This window comes from Mucilaginibacter sp. SMC90, from assembly GCF_022811725.1.
Classification (GTDB): Bacteria; Bacteroidota; Bacteroidia; order Sphingobacteriales; family Sphingobacteriaceae; genus Mucilaginibacter.
The window spans coordinates 4,268,642-4,286,489 of sequence record NZ_CP094527.1; the positions used below are offsets into that span (position 1 = coordinate 4,268,642).

Below are 17,848 nucleotides of genomic sequence, written 5' to 3' on the forward strand. Positions count from 1 at the left end.
CGGGAGTCATCTCTTGCGATTTGAACTCCCGTTTCCAAACTGTTGCTTAACCGTAGTTGCCCAACAGCATCAAGTTTTGTGTATCTTTAACCGACATGATCTTTATCCTTTGCTCTCACGAGCGGTGGACTATCCTCAATGTCACCGGTTTCTGTTGTTTCCCTCCGTAGAGTTCTTCTCCTTAATTCCGGTACCTCCTTTAACCACTTTCTTTTTTCTAAAAGCTTTCGCTTTCTTCATTTTTTCTTGTGGCTCAGGGACTTTCCTTGATCTTTAGTTCCCCCGAAGGTTCACCCGATTCAATTTCTGTTTTCCTGAAAGGCTATCAAAGTACGTCGTTCTTGATGATTTCAATATCGGGACATTAACCGGTTTTGGCAAATATTTTCGATTGTTTTTATTAACAGGTTATCAACCTAAAAGAGCCAGTTATCCACAACGCGTGAATTACCAATTTTAAGTATAAATACTGTTAATCAGGCAAATAAACTCCAGGGTTATTAACATTATCCTTTTTCAACACCACTTGTAAAAATCCACATATACACGGCGATAAAAAAAGCGCAAAATCAATAAAGCGTTAAATTTTCTCTGTTAAATGCCGCCAATATCGCTTAGGAATATGGCGTACATGAAGCCTGGTATTTTTGCGCGACACGATGTTTACACTGTTAAAATAGTTTTTCCAAAGGTTTTGATAAATACCTTCATCTTCGCCATACGCTGCTATAACATCAACCGGTTTATTCAACTCATCAAAATCCATTTCTATAAATTGCGTATCATGAAGATCATAATACAAACCATAATTTCTTTTGATATCGAAAATCATCCATTTCTGATCGGCATACCTGCTTTTAAAATGTTTGATAAGTAATGGCAGCACATTAAAATCAGGTTCTATTGCCGCATAAAAGGTACCGTCATTTAGTTTCTGAAATCTGATAAAGGCTTCCATCCGGTGCTTTTCGCGCCTAACCATTTTTAAAATCTCCGAAAGGCGCATCACATATCTATTTCCATAATCCTCTTCAATATTCTGCTCACTGTCAAAAACATGACGAATAAAACCAAGTACATTGCAATCTTCGCCGGCAATTTCGGCCATGTGGCTGATATAAAGACGCTGAACTCCCGCTGCGGAAAGCTTTTTGCGCAACCCACTTAATACCCGGCGTGCCCGTCCCTCGTCAGTAACAACAGGAATCACCTCTTCAAACAAAGCATTATTGCGCCACTCCCCTTTCAATAATTTCACAGGATACAGTTTCCGCTCGTAAATCTCAAACACGGCAGTAAGCAAGCCCTCAAACGTTCCGTCGTAAACCAGTGTATGCATCTTCAAAACAGGTTAAGTTGAGTTTGTGTATTTTTAATGTATTTACTTTGAGATTGGGCCATGATAAATTGCTTGATATTCTGCCCGGTTAAATCGCGCCGTTCAAACTCATTGCTTTTACAGGTAATAAAGTACCGGGCCCTGTTAATGGCCACTCCTATTGATTTTAATTGCTCCCAGCCCAACCCGGCAAACTTACGTGCAGCAACTATTTTTTGTGCTGATAACAAACCGATACCCGGAACGCGAAGAATCAGCTGCAAGTCAGCTTTATTAATATCGATCGGAAAAACCTGCATATTGCGAATTGCCCAACTTAGCTTAGGGTCAATATCCAGATCAAGAAGCGGATTTTGATTATTTACTATTTCGTTTACATGAAACCCATAAAAACGCATAAGCCAATCGGCCTGGTAAAGGCGGTTTTCGCGCACCAACGGAACGGCAGTATTCAAGGCAGGCAAACGCTGATCTGCCAAAACCGGCACATATCCTGAATAATAAACGCGCTTTAAATTGAAATTTTTATAAAAATAATTGGCCGATTGCAATACCTGCTGATCACTTTCGCGTGTGGCACCTACTATTACTTGAGTACTTTGCCCTGCAGGCGCAAACATCGGGGCGTTTTTGAAGAGTTTTTTTTCTTCTGTATTCTGAATGATCTCCTTTTTCAAAAACTGCATTGGGTCAATCATATCCTGCCTGTTTTTATCAGGTGCCAATAGCTTTAATCCCGCCTCGGTAGGCATTTCCAAATTCACGCTAAGCCTGTCAGCATATAAGCCTGCTTCACGCATTAACTCTTCACTTGCACCAGGAATAGATTTTAAATGAATATATCCGTTAAAGTTATGCTCCGTTCGAAGTTTTTTTGCTACCCGAACCAATCGCTCCATAGTATAATCCGCATCTTTAAAAATGCCGGAGCTCAAAAACAATCCTTCTATATAATTACGCCGATAAAAATTAATGGTAAGATCAACCACTTCCTGCACTGTAAACGCGGCCCGCTTGATATCATTGTTTTTACGGGATACGCAATAGGCACAGTCAAATATGCAATGATTGGTAAGCAGGATCTTCAGCAACGACACACAGCGTCCATCCTCTGTATAGCTATGACAGATTCCATTACTGGCATTACCCAGGCCCTTGTCCTTGTTTTTCCTGTTGCTCCCGCTCGAGGCGCATGACACATCATATTTAGCCGCATCGGCCAAAATATTGAGCTTTTCCGTTATCCTTTCCACATTCATATCAAATCAAAAATACTAATAATTTTAGCAAATAGCGATTTGAATGGAAATTTTTTTATTTAATAATTTAATATCCTGTCCACGATATAACAATGTAAGTAAAGCGTCTAAATGTTCTTAAGTCAGATCTGGGCAAACACTATGCCTTCTTAGGAGTTAACTATTAAAACAAAGATTAAACTCATGGAAAAATTATATACAGCTGTGGTAACAGCAAAGGGCGGCCGCGAAGGCCATATTAAATCAGAAGATGGTGTAATAGACCTTGAACTTAAGCTACCTGAAGCTCTTGGCGGCGAAGATGGCTATGCCAATCCGGAGTTATTATTTGCGGGTGCGTGGGGAGCTTGCTACTTAGGGGCCTTAGGCTCTGTTGGTAAAAGGGATAATATAGATGTAACACAAGCTACAGTTGACGTGCATATTTCATTCAACAAAGAGAGCGAAGCGGCTTTCGCGCTTTCGGCCGAACTGCATGTACACATTCCGGGGGTAGATTGGGATATCGCTCAAAAAATGGCTGATGCCGCGCACCGGGCCTGCCCATATTCAAAAGCTACAAGAAACAACATTGAAGTTAAAGTACTGGCAGACTAAGTAGTTATTAATAAAAAAAAGCCGCCCCTAACGGGGCGGCCTTCAAACCAAACTAACTACTTTATGAAAACAGTCTTTAATTATTTTACAGCAATTTCTCTTGTTTGAGATTTTGCATCTTCTTTTTTTGCTATAGTAAGCTTCAAAATACCATCAGCATAATCGGCATCAATTTTTGATTGATCTGCGCTTTCGGGCAAGGTGAACGACCTTACAAATGAATTGTAGCTATATTCACGTTTGCTAAATTTCTTGCCTTCTTCAACGTTTTCGGCTTTCTTTTCAGCTGCTACACTTAACACATTTTTGTCAAGATTGATCTTAAAATCTTCTTTCTTTAAACCAGGAACAGCCAATTCAACATGAAATTCGTTTTCTGTTTCTGCAATGTTCACTGCAGGTACGCGGGCAATTAATTTGTCGCTTAAAAACGAATCATTGATCAGTGAATCAAATACATCACTAAAAAATGGGTTAGCTGAAGTATTTTTAAGGCCGTTGTTAAATTTTACTAATGTCATTTTTATATCCTCCTAAAGTTTTGTTTTTTATTAACTTCGTAACCTATTGATCAACTGCTGTACCAACGGCAAAAAAGCCTAAAACGAGCGACAAAAAGTCATCAATAATGTTTTTGGGCAGACAAAATGACTGAAAATGACTGAAAAACTTACTGATTATAAATATAAAACGTCTATTCCTATCCGTTTTTCGGATATTGATTCATTCGGGCACGTAAACAACGCCGTATACCTTACCTATTTTGAAATAGCCCGTATTGGTTACTGGAAGGAAATTATTAACTGGGATTGGAGCACTACCGGCATTATCCTGGGCCGGTCGGAGATCAACTACCTTAAACCTTTAACTGTTCAGGACAATATTGCCTGTTACGTACGTACCATACGGATAGGTAACAGCAGTTTTGATATGATGCATGTATTGGTAAAGATAACCCCGAATGGAGAGGAAATAGTAACTACCGGTAAAACTGTTTGCATCAGTTACGATTACTCAGCCAACAAATCGGTGCCTATTCCATCTTCTGAAAGGCATCGGATGATCAATTACGATGAGCCAAGATTGATTTTGAATACGAATTAAATATTAGATGTATAAATTTCAAATGTGCATATCTGCACATTTGAAATTGCATTATTCTTATATATCTAATTTCCGAACACTTGCACATTTGAAACCTGCACATCTATAATCAGCACATCTGATTAAAATATTTTCCCCGGGTTCAAGATTCCTTCAGGGTCAAATACTTGTTTTATCCCCCTCCAAAGCGCAAAATGAACATCCGAAAATTTTATCGGCATGAAATCTTTTTGCACCAAACCGATTCCATGTTCGCCAGACAAAGTACCACCAAGTGATACTGTAAGCTCAAATATTTCCCGGATACCGAATTTCAACTTATTGTTCCAGTCCTCATCGCTCATGTTAGCCTTGATAATATTTACGTGCAAGTTCCCATCGCCTGCATGACCATAACACACTGATTCAAAGCCATATTTAACCCCGGTTTCTTTTATTCCTTTAATTAACTGCGGCAGCGCAGCGCGGGGAACAACCGTATCTTCTTCTTTATAAACTGAATTTGATTTCACTGATACCGCCATTGTACGCCTTAAACGCCAAAGCTCCTCTTTTTGCGCAGCCGAATCGGCAAATAACACATCGCGGCAGTCAAACTCTTCAAGTACGGTATTTATCTTTTCGCAGTCAGCAAAAATAACATCCTGGTTTGTACCATCTACTTCTATCAGCAAAAAAGCTTCGATGCCATCCTGCAGATCAAAAGCAATATCATCATGCTCCTTAACCCACTCCACGCCTCTCCGCTCCATAAACTCCAATGCAGAGGGAATGATCCCAGCCCTGAATATAGCAGAAACAGCTGCGCAAGCTATTTCATTGGTTGGAAACGAAGCCAGCATTAGTGCATCTATAGTTGGAGCCGGGATAAGCTTTACCACTATCTTAGTCACAATACCCAGCGTACCTTCCGATCCAATCATGAGTTGGGTTAAATTATAACCAGACGCGTATTTAAGCGTATTTGCGCCGGTCCAGATGATCTCGCCGGAAGTTAAAGCCACCTGCAGGTTCAGCACATACTCTCTTATTGTTCCGTATTTAACAACGCGTGGGCCTCCCGAACCGTGTGAAACGTTCCCACCTATAAAGCAACTGCCCTTACTCGCCGGATCAACCGGATATAACAACCCTTCGGCAGCTACCTGGTTCATAAACTCTTCGGTAATAACACCCGGTTCAACAGTGGCCTGCAGGTTCTGCGTATCAATATCCAGTACCCTGTTAAAGCGTTCCATAGCTATCAGCAAGCCGCCATTTACAGGCAATGCGCCGCCGCTTAAACCGGTGCCAGCGCCCCGCGGTGTTACCGGGATTAAATTTTCATTGCAGATTTTTAACAATGCAGCAACTTCCTCAGGAGTTTGCGGACGGGCTACTACTTCAGGATAATAAACCAGGTCTTCGGTTTCATCATGACTGTATTTTTCAAGACCTTCGTCACTGGTTAAAACATTGCTATCGCCCACTACGGCGATGATAGCTTCTAATATTTGAGCTGATATCTTATTGAATTCCATAATCAGGATTTCTTATAGTTAATAATAACAGCAGAATGAGCAACCTTGCCGCTTAAGGGCGGTGTAAGTTTTTTTATGGTAACCTCAATGCTTTCTACAAAAGGATATTTCTTTTTTACACGGTCAATAATTGCCCGACCAACGGTTTCAATCAATTTACGCGGATGTTTCATCTCTTCACATACAATAATATACACGCGCTCATAGTCAACAGTTTTATTTAAATCATCTTCCAGCAAATCGCCGGGAGGCACAAAACCTACATTTACATCAACTAAAAAGCGGCAACCTATTTTTTGTTCTTCGGGATAAAATCCATGGTACGCGAAAAATTCGGCACCCTGCAAGGCTATATTGATCATGTTCAAAAGTAATAAAAGCCGTATCTAAATCTCATCCCCGGTGAAAAGACTTTTAAAATTTTCTGTTGATACCCCAGATTTTCAAGTACAAAAATATTTTTTCACCAAAAACATGCTTTAAACCATTTAAACCTACTTTTTGCAATAAAGCGGCTTTACATATCAAAAAACAGCATTTTTGGCTTGCTTTTACCGAAGGTAAATGCTTTATATTTGCTCACCAACTATAACGTTATGGCCAAAACAGATCTGTACGAAGCTCCTGATTATTATCTGTTAGATGAGTTGCTAACCGACGAACATAAACTGATCCGCTCATCAGTTCGTGACTGGGTGAAGAAGGAATTAAGCCCTATAATTGAAGATTATGCTCAAAAAGCTGAATTCCCTTCACAGTTATTAAGAGGCCTTGCCGAAATTGGCGCTTTTGGCCCTACAATACCAGTTGAATACGGAGGTGCGGGTTTAGATTATACGGCCTACGGCATTATCATGCAGGAATTGGAACGCGGTGATTCGGGCATTCGATCTACAGCATCTGTCCAGGGATCGCTGGTGATGTACCCTATTTATGCCTATGGGAGCGAAGAACAGCGTAAAAAATATCTTCCCAAACTGGCCAGCGGCGAATTAATGGGATGTTTTGGCCTTACCGAGCCCGATCACGGTTCAAACCCCGGGGGTATGACCACTAATATTAAAGACGCAGGAGATCACTATATCCTTAACGGTGCTAAAATGTGGATCTCTAATTCGCCTTTTGCTGATATTGCCGTTGTTTGGGCTAAAGACGAGGAGGGTAAAATTCGCGGAGTGATCGTAGAACGCGGTATGGAAGGTTTCACTACTCCTGCTACGCACAATAAATGGTCATTAAGGGCATCGGCAACCGGCGAACTTGTTTTTGACCACGTTAAAATACCAAAGGAAAACCTGCTACCCAACGTATCCGGCATTAAAGGCCCGCTGGGATGTTTAAATCAGGCCCGTTTCGGTATTGCCTGGGGTGCATTGGGTGCTGCTATGGATTGTTATGATACAGCTCTCCGTTACACGAAAGAGCGTGAGCAATTTGGCCGGCCTATTGCCGGTTTTCAACTTCAGCAAAAAAAACTGGCCGAAATGATAACCGAGATCACGAAAGGCCAGCTATTGGTTTGGCGTTTAGGCACGCTCAAAAATGAGAACAGGGCAACCCCCGCTCAAATATCAATGGCGAAACGAAACAGTGTTGAAACAGCTATTACTATTGCGCGCGAAGCAAGACAAATGCTTGGAGGTATGGGAATTACCGGCGAATATCCTATAATGAGGCATATGATGAACCTGGAGTCGGTGATAACCTATGAAGGCACCCATGACATACATTTACTTATTACAGGAATGGACGTTACCGGGCTCGATGCTTTTAAATAGCAGATAATCAATACATTTTAACTTTCAGTAAATTGCGTGTTATTCTGACACAAAAGTATTGTTCGTTATAATTATGAACATTATATTTGTTGCGTAAACACTTAATTTTGGCGCCCCCCTATAGCCCTGTTAGTTTAAACAAACTGTTGTTCAACCATTCGTATTGGCTGGCTATCGCATGTTTATTGTCTTTTAATTCCTGCGCAAACAGGGTTAAAGATACCGGCGATTACTCTGCACAGTTTAAGCCAATACTTGATACAGTAAACCTGTACAATGGCGAAAAAAATCAACCCCAAAAAGGCCTTGAATACCTCGATTCGGCTTACGTAAACATAAAAAAACCGTTTGTAAGCGACAGGTTCCGTTTTTACTCCGTTCATTTCCTTTACAATTTAAAAGCCTTGCATGACCCTAAAAAAGCCATGCCCTATGCCGATACAATGCAGGCCGTAGCGTCTGAAAGTGTTACCGCCGACCAACACATAGCGTTAGCAGCTGAAGCTAATTTTGCTACCGGAGATGCCTATTCAGACATGGCAAAATATGACCAGGCCTACAGGTATTTTTACAAAGGGTACTCTATAGGCAAAAATGCCATCGACAATGCTATACTGGCCGAATACACCTACAGGATGGGCATGATCATGTTTAAACAAGGGCATTTTAAAGAAGCTGCAAATTACTTTAAGATCAGCCACCGGCAAAGTTATGCTTATACTGATGGTTTCCGGGCCTTTTACCAGCGGCAGGAACTTCTTGATAATATTGGAGAAAGCTATAAAAACAGCGGCGATGTTGACAGTTCAAAGCTTTACTTGGATAAAGCGCTTACCTACATCAATGACAATAGCGCAAGGTTTGCCGAGAGGGCCAATTTGCTTGAAGTTGCCCGGGGTGTTGTGTACGGCAACCAGGGCGACCTGGCTATGCTAACCCATAACTATAATGAAGCAAGTGAGTTATTGAAAAAAAGTATTGCCATCAATTTAAAACCGGGCAATGACACCCGTGATGCCGAGCTAACCGAAATAAAACTCGCCCGCTTATACACTATTACTAATAAGCCAAATGATCTTTTCAATTTATTGAAAAGTTTGCGCACCCAGCTTGATATCGTCAAAAACGATGATGCCGAAACAAGTTGGAATAATTTAATGAGCGCTTATTATCTGCAGCAAAAGGACTATCAAAATAGTTTGCTGTATTTAAAAAACTATTCGACTTTGAAGGATTCGGCTTTAAAAAAAACATCATCATTGAAACGGACCGATGTTAACCAGCAGCAGGCAAGTTTTGATAAAGAAAACCAAATAGAAGATCTTAAAGACCATAATAAACTTCAATTAATTTATATATGCCTCGCCGTGCTTTTTTCGGTAATGGCGGTGATCATTATTTTTCTTGTTTTTAGAAACCTGAAAAGGTCAAAAAGGGATATTGTAGCGATTAAAAAGCTAAACGATCAAATTAAACTGCAAAAAAACGAATTAGAAAACACCCTTGAAGAAGTAAACCAGGGAAGCCGCGAAAAAGACCGTATACTGCGTGCAGTTGCCCATGACCTCCGTAACCCGCTTGGAGGAATAGCATCATTATCAGCATCGATGGTTGAAGATGCGCGCGATGAAGAACAAACAGATCTGATCAATCTTATTAAAGAAACTTCTTATAATTCCCTTGAACTTATCAACGAAATTCTGGAGGCTGCAAATACAGCTAATGTGTCCTTCAATAAGGAATGGGTTGAGATTAACGGCCTTATAAACAACAGCGTTGATTTGCTGCGATTTAAAGCAGCCGAAAAGGAGCAGGATATTATGCTTAGCCTGTTGGATGCCCCTACCGAGCTGTTGATAAACCGGGAAAAAATATGGAGGGTTATCAGCAACCTCATTAGTAATGCCATAAAGTTTAGCCCCAAAGGTGCAGCTATTTACGTAATTGTGAATCAAAAGAACCAGGGGGTTGAAATATGCGTTAAAGATTATGGTATAGGTATTCCTGATAAATTACAGCACCATGTATTTAATATGTTCACCGAAGCTAAACGGCCCGGCACCGACGGCGAAAAATCATTTGGTTTGGGCCTTTCAATATGCCGGCAAATAATCGAAAAACATAGCGGCAGGATCTGGCTAAAAAGCGATCAAAATAACGGTTCAAGTTTCTACGTATATCTCCCTGCACAGGCTTCATAATATCAGCTTGCAGGCCCTTTATTTTTTTAAACAGCTCAAAACTTTCATTATAAATAATTAATTAAAAATATTGGCAAAGGCAGCATGATTTTCTTTGATTTTTTTTATAGTTTACCGTTGTTTTATAACCAACTCTAAACCTGGCTTAATTTTATATTGATGTTTGTACATAAGGGCTTTAGGCAAATAAGGCGTTTCGGTAGTATACCGGGATATTTGCTTTTTGCTTTTATTTTTCTGACAATCAGTTCATGCCGGCAAAAGCCCAAAGGCTTTCTTTCATCATCAGCATACAATAAAGCTGTTGATACAGCAACTATAATGTACGATAACGGACGTCACAAGGCAGCTGTTGATCATCTTGACTCCGCTTTCCGTCATTCAGATAATCTTGGCTTTAAACAGGTATATAACTACTACTATTTTATTTATACCTATGCTTCTCATGTAAAAAACGACCGAAAAATGGCTTTGCTATATGCCGATAGCATGCTCAATATTTTCGATACTCCGGAAAAAAAACTAAAATTCACCAGCGAATATGGGCAGGCGCATCTTGCTAAAGGAGATGTATTATTTGATGAACGACGCTATAACGAGGCGTATGGTTATTTTTATGAAGGGAAAGTAATTGCCAATAACAATCTTGATGACTGTACAATGGGCGACTACAGTTATCGTATGGGTATGATCCTGTATAAGCAGGAACATTACAGCAGGGCTGCCTCCTATTTCAAGAAAAGCTTTGAAGAAACAACTTCATGCGAAGGAAACTTCAATTATTTTTATCGCCGGCAGGAATTATTGAATAACATAGGTTTAAGTTATAGTAAAATGCTGATGAATGACAGCGCTATGTATTTTTATAAAACAGCCCTTGATTACATCAACAATAATACTGCAAGATTTAAAGACCGGCCTCAAATGGCTGAGGTATCCAGGGGTGTAGTTTATGGCAATATGGCCGATATAAGTATCAGGCAAAAGGACTACAATAAGGCTAAAAATCTGCTTAAAAAAGGCATAGCTATCAATCTGCGAAAAGGGAATGATAATAACGATGCGCAATATTCTGAATTAAAGCTTGCTTCAATATATGACAAACAAAACGCCAATGATTCATTATTAAACATCCTTAATATTATCAGGCTCCAGTTTGATAGTATCAAAAGCCCCGAAACACGGCAAGACTGGCATTTATTAATGTCAAATTACTTCGAGAAGCAAAATGATCATCAGCAGGCAATGTTTCATTATAAACAGTATGATGAGCTAAAGGATACTATAGCAAATGAAAATAAAATACTAAAAGAATCAGATGTAGCCGAACAGGTTAAAAGCCTTGAAAAAGACAATGAATTTAATAACCTAAAGAAAAACAACGAATTGCAGCACGTTTACCTGAGAGTAACCGTTGTTTTTGCCTTGATGCTCATTATTATTATTTCCCTGGTGTTTTTAAACTGGCAAAAATCAAAAAAGAATATAAAAACACTCGGAGGCCTTAATAACCAAATAAATCATCAAAACCATCATTTGGAAATTGCACTTAATGATTTAAAACTCAATAACGAGGAAAAGGACCGCATTTTACGCACCGTTGCCCATGACCTGCGCAACCCCATAGGCGGAATAGCTTCACTTACAGGCGCTATGACAGAAGAAAACTATAGCGACGAGCAAAAAGAGCTATTAAATATCATCAGGGAAACTTCATTTAACTCCATTGAACTGATTAATGAAATATTGGAAGCCACCGAATCTGTTTCCGTCATGTTGAATAAAGAAGCAGTTGAAGTTAATTCGTTATTGAGTAACAGTGTTGAATTGATGCGCTTTAAGGCTGCCGAAAAACAACAAGTGATCTCGCTTGCCATGTTGAGTTCTCCGTTAGAGATCTGCATTAGCCGCGAAAAAATATGGCGTGTAATCAGTAATCTGATAAGTAACGCCATCAAATTCAGCCCGGAAGGCTCCGCTATCTTTGTTATGGCCATTGAACGTGAAAAAGAGATCCTGATTTCGGTAAAAGATCACGGCATCGGAATCCCCGATAAGCTAAAAAGCCAGGTATTCAACATGTTTACAGATGCTAAACGCCCTGGAACATCGGGCGAAAAGTCATTTGGCCTTGGTCTGTCGATATGCAGGCAAATTATTGAAGAACACAATGGTCAAATCTGGTTTGAGAGCGATACAGAAAATGGTACGTCATTCAAATTTACGCTGCCAAAGGATTAGCTGTTTATTTTAAAAACTCAGCATACCATCTGCCAGATGCTTTAACTGTACGTTGCTGGGTTGCATGATCAATGTGGATTAATCCAAAACGCGGATGATATCCCTCGGCCCATTCAAAGTTATCGGTAAGTGTCCATACAAAATAGCCTTCAATTTTGTGGCCCTCATTTTTCGCCTTTAATACTTGCGCTAAATTATCTTTAAGATATTTAAGCCTTTGGGGGTCATTTACCTCTCCATCAACAACCTTATCGGGAAAAGCCGATCCATTTTCGGTAATAATGATCTTTTTTATATTAGGATAGGCATCATATTTTTTAATCATATGATAAATAGATGGGGGATAAACTTCCCAGCGCATAGCAGTGAGCTCAACACCCCTATTCTCAGCTTTAACCATGCTTGCATGAATATAGGGTGTGAAAAACGAATATTTTACAATTTCACGTGTGTAATTCTGAATGCCTATAAAATCAAAATCAAAACGCAGCTTATCCTCATCGCCTGGATAAAAATACTTTTTAAGATCTTTGAGCGCAGGAAGATCATTTGTCGGATATCCCATTCCCAGCAAAGGTTCAATATACAAGCGATTGATCAGTGCATCGGCACGAACGGCAGCGGCAACATCCCTTGGTTTACTTGTATAGGGTTCAATTTGTGAGCACGAAAATGTTGTACCTATTTGAGCTGTTGACGGTAAAAGTTTTCGCAGTATCCTTCCCCCCTCAGCAATACTCATGGTAACGTGATGTATTGCAGGTACAAAGTTTTTCATACCGCTGCGCCCTGGTGCATGAATGCCAAAAAAATAACCTGCCCCAGTAAATACTACAGGCTCATTCATTACCATCCAATGTTTTACCCTGTCGCCAAAATTCTGGGCACAAATGGTAATAAACTCACTAAACCAGTTTATAGCTTCACGATTTGTCCAACCGCCTTTAAGCTCAAGTACATGTGGCAGGTCCCAATGGTAAACAGTTAACCAAGGCTCAACGCCTTGTTTAATACAATAATCAATTATGCGGTTATAATAATCAATACCGGTCTGGTTGATTTCTCCGGAGCCTTCGGGTAAAATGCGGGTCCAGGATACAGAAAAGCGAAAATTTGGAATATTGAGTTCTTTAATGAGGTCGATGTCACGCTCATATAAATTATAAAAATCACATGCGGTTTGCGCATGGTCGCCATTTAGGATCTTTCCTTTTTTAGCTGTAAAGGTATCCCATATGGATAGTCCTTTTCCGTCGGCGTTGTAAGCTCCCTCTATCTGAAAAGCAGCTGTAGATACGCCCCACTCAAAGTCGTTGCCAAAAAGATCTTTGCTTAAATGTATTTCCCGGTCAGTAAGTTCCATTAATTTGAGCTACAAAAGCCCAAAAGTGCGATTATATTTATAAATGAAGAATTATAAGTGATAACTTAATGTATGAACGATGAACGCATACTTTTAAGCATCATCCACTGACGGAAATTAATCAGCAGTTTCGAGATATTGATAATGAATTTCATAACCTTATGTTATTTAATTATAAAATAAAGATAACAAGCAGATGTTTGCTGAATATGACAACTATGTTATCTAATTGTTAATCACCATTTTTTTGATACAAAAATCACTTTGATAATTAGTTGTTATTTTTACGCACCATGAAAACTTACGTTATAAAAATGTTTGGTTATAACCTTTTTGCTAACCAGCAAATAATACTGGCTATGAAAGCAGCTGGCCTACCAGCCATAACCCTGAAATTGATGGGACACTTGCTTGCTGCTGAGCAAACCTGGCTTGAAAGGTGCAAACTTATCCCGCCATCTATGTCAAACTCATGGCCCGAAGATGTTACTATTGAACAATGCGAGCAACAGGCAACTGAACATTATGAAGCTTGGATAGCGTTTTTAAACGAATTAAATGAGGAGGATTTAGACAAGGTTGTGCCATATCATAACTTTGCCGGCGACTATTTTGAAAACCAACTGAGCGATATGGTTACGCAGGTACTTAACCATGGTACACATACCAGGGCGCAAATTGGGCAGCAATTAAAGTTTGTTGGCGTAAAAACTTTACCTGTTACAGACTATAGTTATTATTTAAGAGCGTTAAACAGCTAAACATTTAGCATATTTGCCAGGTTTTATCACGCTATCAAAAACCATGAAAAAATATCTATTCGTAGCCGCGGGCTTTGCCTTATTGTTAGGTTGTACCGACACCAAAAAACAGGAAAAAGATCTTTTAAACCAGGTAATTGCCATACATGATAAAGTAATGGCCAATGACGAGCAATTGATGAAAAACAAGATGCTGCTGGATAGCCTGATAAAAAATAATGCTCCAAACATTAATAAAGATACAGCGCAGGTGTATTTAAAACAGGTTGATGATGCCGACAGCGCCATGAGCGACTGGATGCATAAATTTGATGCAGAAAACAAAGGCAAATCACACCAGCAAATCATCGACTATCTGGAAGCTCAAAAAAAGCTTATCAGCAAAATAGATACTCAAATTAATACAGCTGTTACAGGCTCAACTAAGTACATCACCCAAATACCCGCCAAATAATGAGGAAACTATGGATAGGCATTGTAATAATAACGCTTTTTAATGCCTGCAAGTCAAATACAAAAACAGCCCTTCCCATTTTGGGTTACAAAACACCGGTAACTAAAACTATTAATGGCAAAACGGTAACTGATACAGAATACGCTACTATTCCGCCGTTCAAATTCGTAAACCAGTATGCCGATACAATTACCCAGAAAAATTTAGATGGGAAAATTTATGTGGCCGATTTTTTCTTTACCACCTGCCCTTCTATCTGCCCGGTTATGCACCGCAACATGCTTAATGTATACAAGGAGTTTAAGGATGATGATAATTTCAGGATCATTTCGCACACCATCGATCCTAAATATGATACTGTGCCTGTGTTAAAACGCTATGCGGATAAATTGGGCATTGCCGGCAATACCTGGTGGTTGTTGCACGGAGAAAAGGGCGATACTTATAAAATTGGCAAAAGCTACCTGCAAAGTGTATCCGAAAAAAATCCGAAGGGCGAATATATCCATGATGGTTTTTTCATTTTGATAGATAAACAAAAACGCATTCGTGGTACTTATGAAGGTACAGACCCGGCAGAGGTAACCAAGCTTATAGCCGATATCAAAACCCTGAAAGCCGAACCGGATCAAATTGCAGCCAAATGAGGGTCAAAGTAATTGGCGTTATAGCTATCTTGTTAGTTGTAATTGGTGCATCATGCCAAAGCGATGATCAGATTGAGTTTAAACGCTATTATTCTGCAGGGAGCTTTGTTTATCAGCAGCATTGTCAAAACTGCCATGGTGATAAAGGGCAAGGCCTGTCGGCGCTTATACCACCTTTAACGGATTCAACCTATCTGAAAAATAATAAAACAGCACTTGCCTGCTTCGTTAAAAATGGTCTAAAAGGCAAGATCACTGTAGCAGGTCGCGCATTTGACGATGAAATGCAAGCTGACGATATAGCACCGCTTGAAATTGCTAAAGTGCTTACCTACATTACCAATTCCTTCGGTAATAAAATGGGCACTGTTACCTTGCAACAAGTTCAGGACGATTTGAAGAATTGTAAATAATTTTCTGTTCATCGATCATAATTGATGGTTCATAACAAGAAAATTGTCATTGGCTATCGTTCTGCCATGATCTATTTTACGATGATCTATGAACCTTCAACTATGAACCAAAGTAATTTCCCTATCTTTACACCGCAAAACGTTCTATCGCTGCCAACTTGTTTGGCGGAGGAAAGTCCGGGCAACATAGAGCATCCTGCTTCCTAACGGGAAGGCGCCGGCAGCCGGCGACAGCAAAGTGCCACAGAGAAAATACCGCCCGCTTAGGTGGGTAAGGGTGAAAACGTGAGGTAAGAGCTCACGGCATAACCGGGCGACCGGCTATGACGGTAAACCTCAGGAGTTGAAAAACCAAATAGGTCCTGAAAGCGGAGTTGCTCGCTCCCGTATCTGCCGCAAGGCGGGTCGTTAGGATGGGTAGGTTGTTTAAACCTGTTAGTGATAACAGGGCCAGATAAATGATAGAAATTGCCCTTTAACAAGGCAAAACAGAACCCGGCTTATAGGTTTGCTGCTGTATAACCCCTTGCTTTTAAGCGAGGGGTTTTTATTTACAGCAATTATTTTCATTAAATTTCAAAACGCTGCAAACATTTATCGGTCTTAAACCTTTATTAGCACATTAAAAGTGTTTGTTTTTCTATACAAACCCATATATTAGCAAATAACAATTACTACCGGTACATAACTATAAAACATGGCTAAAATTTTAATAATTGATGATGAGCGGTCGATACGTAACACGCTTCGCGAGATTTTAGAGTATGAGGATTACGAGGTTGAAGACGTAGATAACGGGGTTGACGGCCTTCAGTTAATTGAAAAAAAAGACTACGACCTGGTGCTGTGCGATATTAAAATGAACCGCATGGATGGCATGGAAGTACTTACCGAAGGCCTCGCCATTAAACCAGATCTTCCTTTTATCATGATATCAGGCCACGGCACGGTTGAAACCGCTGTAGAGGCCAGCAAAAAAGGCGCGTTTGACTTTATTTCAAAACCACCCGATCTGAACCGCCTGCTGATCACAGTTCGGAATGCACTTGACAGGGGGAGTTTGGTTGTTGAAGCTAAGGTACTTAAACGCAAAGTATCAAAGGTACGCCCTATTTTAGGCGAATCGCAGGCTATAATCAAGATCAAAGAAACTATTGACCGTGTGGCCCCTACCGATGCCCGCGTGTTGGTTACCGGTGCCAATGGCAGTGGTAAGGAACTGGTTGCACGCTGGTTGCACGAAAAATCAAACCGCTCATCTGCACCTATTATTGAGGTTAACTGCGCGGCTATTCCCTCCGAATTAATTGAAAGTGAACTATTCGGTCACGAAAAAGGTTCGTTTACATCAGCCATAAAACAACGTATCGGCAAGTTTGAATCTGCAAACGGCGGAACATTGTTCCTGGATGAGATCGGTGATATGAGCCAATCTGCCCAGGCAAAAGTATTACGTGCGCTGCAGGAAAATAAAATAACCCGTGTTGGTGGAGAAAAAGAAATTGATGTTGATGTACGCGTGGTGGCGGCAACCAACAAAGATTTGCTTAAAGAGATTGAAGCAGGCAATTTCCGTATGGACTTGTACCATCGTTTAAGTGTTATACTTATCCACGTACCTCCGCTTATTGAACGTAAAGATGACATCTCTCTGTTAACCCAAAGCTTTTTGGATGAGATTTGTAATGAATACGGTATGCCGGTTAAAAAGATCTCGGATGCTGCCCTGGAGGCGCTTAAAGCCCTTCCTTGGACGGGCAATATCCGCGAGCTCCGTAATATGGTTGAACGCTTGATTATCCTCAGCGATAAAGTGATAACCGATAACGATGTAAGGGCATTCGCTAATCCATCAGCACCGGTTGCAGTTGGGGCAGGCAACGCCGCCGCACCGGCACCGCAAACAGATTTTGATCAGTTCAATAACTTTCAGGAATACAAGGATTTTGCCGAACGCGAGTATATCAAATTTAAACTGGAAAAAAACAACTGGAACGTTTCAAAAACGGCAGATGATATCGATATTCAGCGAAGTCACTTATACAGTAAAATTGAAAAATTCGGCCTGAAACGCGGCGAATAACATAAACTTTTGAAAATAATTTAAAAAGCATCGGTAAATAAGACAACCGATGCTTTTTTTATGTTATTATTGTATATCAATAACCTTT

At 40.1% G+C, this 17,848-nt stretch carries 16 protein-coding genes and 1 other RNA gene; 11 read left to right on the plus strand and 6 right to left on the minus strand.

Annotated elements, in window-relative coordinates; translation table 11 throughout:
* Positions 1 to 580 precede the first annotated feature (580 nt).
* A complete protein-coding gene (locus MTO98_RS18245) occupies positions 581 to 1,339 on the minus strand; it encodes a TIGR03915 family putative DNA repair protein (RefSeq protein WP_243480319.1) in 759 nt (252 codons plus the stop codon).
* A 2-nt stretch (positions 1,340 to 1,341) separates the two neighbouring features.
* Positions 1,342 to 2,598 (minus strand): putative DNA modification/repair radical SAM protein, encoded by a 1,257-nt coding sequence (locus MTO98_RS18250; protein WP_243480320.1) that lies wholly within the window; start codon positions 2,596 to 2,598, stop codon positions 1,342 to 1,344.
* Between the two features lie 183 nt (positions 2,599 to 2,781).
* On the opposite strand from MTO98_RS18250, the gene MTO98_RS18255 reads away from it, so the two are divergent.
* Positions 2,782 to 3,195, plus strand: a complete 414-nt coding sequence (locus MTO98_RS18255; RefSeq protein ID WP_243480321.1) for an Ohr family peroxiredoxin — start codon at positions 2,782 to 2,784, stop codon at positions 3,193 to 3,195.
* Between the two features lie 80 nt (positions 3,196 to 3,275).
* Here the strand turns inward: MTO98_RS18255 and MTO98_RS18260 are convergent, their stop codons facing one another.
* The gene (locus MTO98_RS18260) at positions 3,276 to 3,716 is read right to left on the minus strand and encodes an Hsp20/alpha crystallin family protein (protein WP_243480322.1); all 441 of its coding nucleotides are present in this window, start codon (positions 3,714 to 3,716) and stop codon (positions 3,276 to 3,278) included.
* Positions 3,717 to 3,852: 136 nt separating this feature from the next.
* On the opposite strand from MTO98_RS18260, the gene MTO98_RS18265 reads away from it, so the two are divergent.
* On the plus strand, positions 3,853 to 4,299 hold the full coding sequence (locus tag MTO98_RS18265) for a thioesterase family protein (RefSeq protein ID WP_243480323.1): 447 nt from the start codon (positions 3,853 to 3,855) through the stop codon (positions 4,297 to 4,299).
* Positions 4,300 to 4,421: 122 nt separating this feature from the next.
* Here MTO98_RS18265 and MTO98_RS18270 read toward each other — a convergent pair whose 3' ends face one another.
* Complete coding sequence (locus MTO98_RS18270) at positions 4,422 to 5,819, minus strand: FAD-binding oxidoreductase (RefSeq protein ID WP_243480324.1); 1,398 nt, start codon at positions 5,817 to 5,819, stop codon at positions 4,422 to 4,424.
* Between the two features lie 2 nt (positions 5,820 to 5,821).
* Positions 5,822 to 6,181, minus strand: coding sequence for a dihydroneopterin aldolase (gene folB / locus MTO98_RS18275; protein ID WP_243480325.1), 360 nt, complete (start codon positions 6,179 to 6,181; stop codon positions 5,822 to 5,824).
* A gap of 234 nt (positions 6,182 to 6,415) precedes the next feature.
* On the opposite strand from folB, the gene MTO98_RS18280 reads away from it, so the two are divergent.
* The 3 genes from MTO98_RS18280 to MTO98_RS18290 all read left to right on the plus strand — a co-directional run bounded on the left by MTO98_RS18280 (position 6,416) and on the right by MTO98_RS18290 (position 12,039).
* The gene (locus MTO98_RS18280) at positions 6,416 to 7,597 is read left to right on the plus strand and encodes an acyl-CoA dehydrogenase family protein (RefSeq protein ID WP_243480326.1); all 1,182 of its coding nucleotides are present in this window, start codon (positions 6,416 to 6,418) and stop codon (positions 7,595 to 7,597) included.
* Between the two features lie 146 nt (positions 7,598 to 7,743).
* Positions 7,744 to 9,798, plus strand: a complete 2,055-nt coding sequence (locus tag MTO98_RS18285; RefSeq protein ID WP_243480327.1) for a HAMP domain-containing sensor histidine kinase — start codon at positions 7,744 to 7,746, stop codon at positions 9,796 to 9,798.
* A 159-nt stretch (positions 9,799 to 9,957) separates the two neighbouring features.
* Positions 9,958 to 12,039, plus strand: coding sequence for a HAMP domain-containing sensor histidine kinase (locus MTO98_RS18290; RefSeq protein WP_243480328.1), 2,082 nt, complete (start codon positions 9,958 to 9,960; stop codon positions 12,037 to 12,039).
* Between the two features lie 4 nt (positions 12,040 to 12,043).
* Here MTO98_RS18290 and MTO98_RS18295 read toward each other — a convergent pair whose 3' ends face one another.
* The gene (locus tag MTO98_RS18295) at positions 12,044 to 13,402 is read right to left on the minus strand and encodes a GH1 family beta-glucosidase (protein WP_243480329.1); all 1,359 of its coding nucleotides are present in this window, start codon (positions 13,400 to 13,402) and stop codon (positions 12,044 to 12,046) included.
* Positions 13,403 to 13,695: 293 nt separating this feature from the next.
* On the opposite strand from MTO98_RS18295, the gene MTO98_RS18300 reads away from it, so the two are divergent.
* The 6 genes from MTO98_RS18300 to MTO98_RS18325 all read left to right on the plus strand — a co-directional run bounded on the left by MTO98_RS18300 (position 13,696) and on the right by MTO98_RS18325 (position 17,760).
* Complete coding sequence (locus MTO98_RS18300; protein ID WP_243480330.1) at positions 13,696 to 14,163, plus strand: DinB family protein; 468 nt, start codon at positions 13,696 to 13,698, stop codon at positions 14,161 to 14,163.
* Positions 14,164 to 14,206: 43 nt separating this feature from the next.
* Positions 14,207 to 14,617 (plus strand): hypothetical protein, encoded by a 411-nt coding sequence (locus MTO98_RS18305; protein WP_243480331.1) that lies wholly within the window; start codon positions 14,207 to 14,209, stop codon positions 14,615 to 14,617.
* Positions 14,617 to 15,264, plus strand: a complete 648-nt coding sequence (locus MTO98_RS18310) for an SCO family protein (protein WP_243480332.1) — start codon at positions 14,617 to 14,619, stop codon at positions 15,262 to 15,264. The genes MTO98_RS18305 and MTO98_RS18310 overlap by 1 nt, the downstream gene beginning before the upstream one ends.
* A complete protein-coding gene (locus tag MTO98_RS18315; protein ID WP_243480333.1) occupies positions 15,261 to 15,677 on the plus strand; it encodes a cytochrome c in 417 nt (138 codons plus the stop codon). Before MTO98_RS18310 ends, MTO98_RS18315 begins: the two co-directional genes overlap by 4 nt.
* Before the next feature lie 131 nt (positions 15,678 to 15,808).
* An RNA gene (gene rnpB / locus MTO98_RS18320) (RNase P RNA component class A) lies at positions 15,809 to 16,196 on the plus strand.
* A gap of 178 nt (positions 16,197 to 16,374) precedes the next feature.
* A complete protein-coding gene (locus tag MTO98_RS18325) occupies positions 16,375 to 17,760 on the plus strand; it encodes a sigma-54 dependent transcriptional regulator (RefSeq protein WP_243480334.1) in 1,386 nt (461 codons plus the stop codon).
* Positions 17,761 to 17,848: the final 88 nt, after the last annotated feature.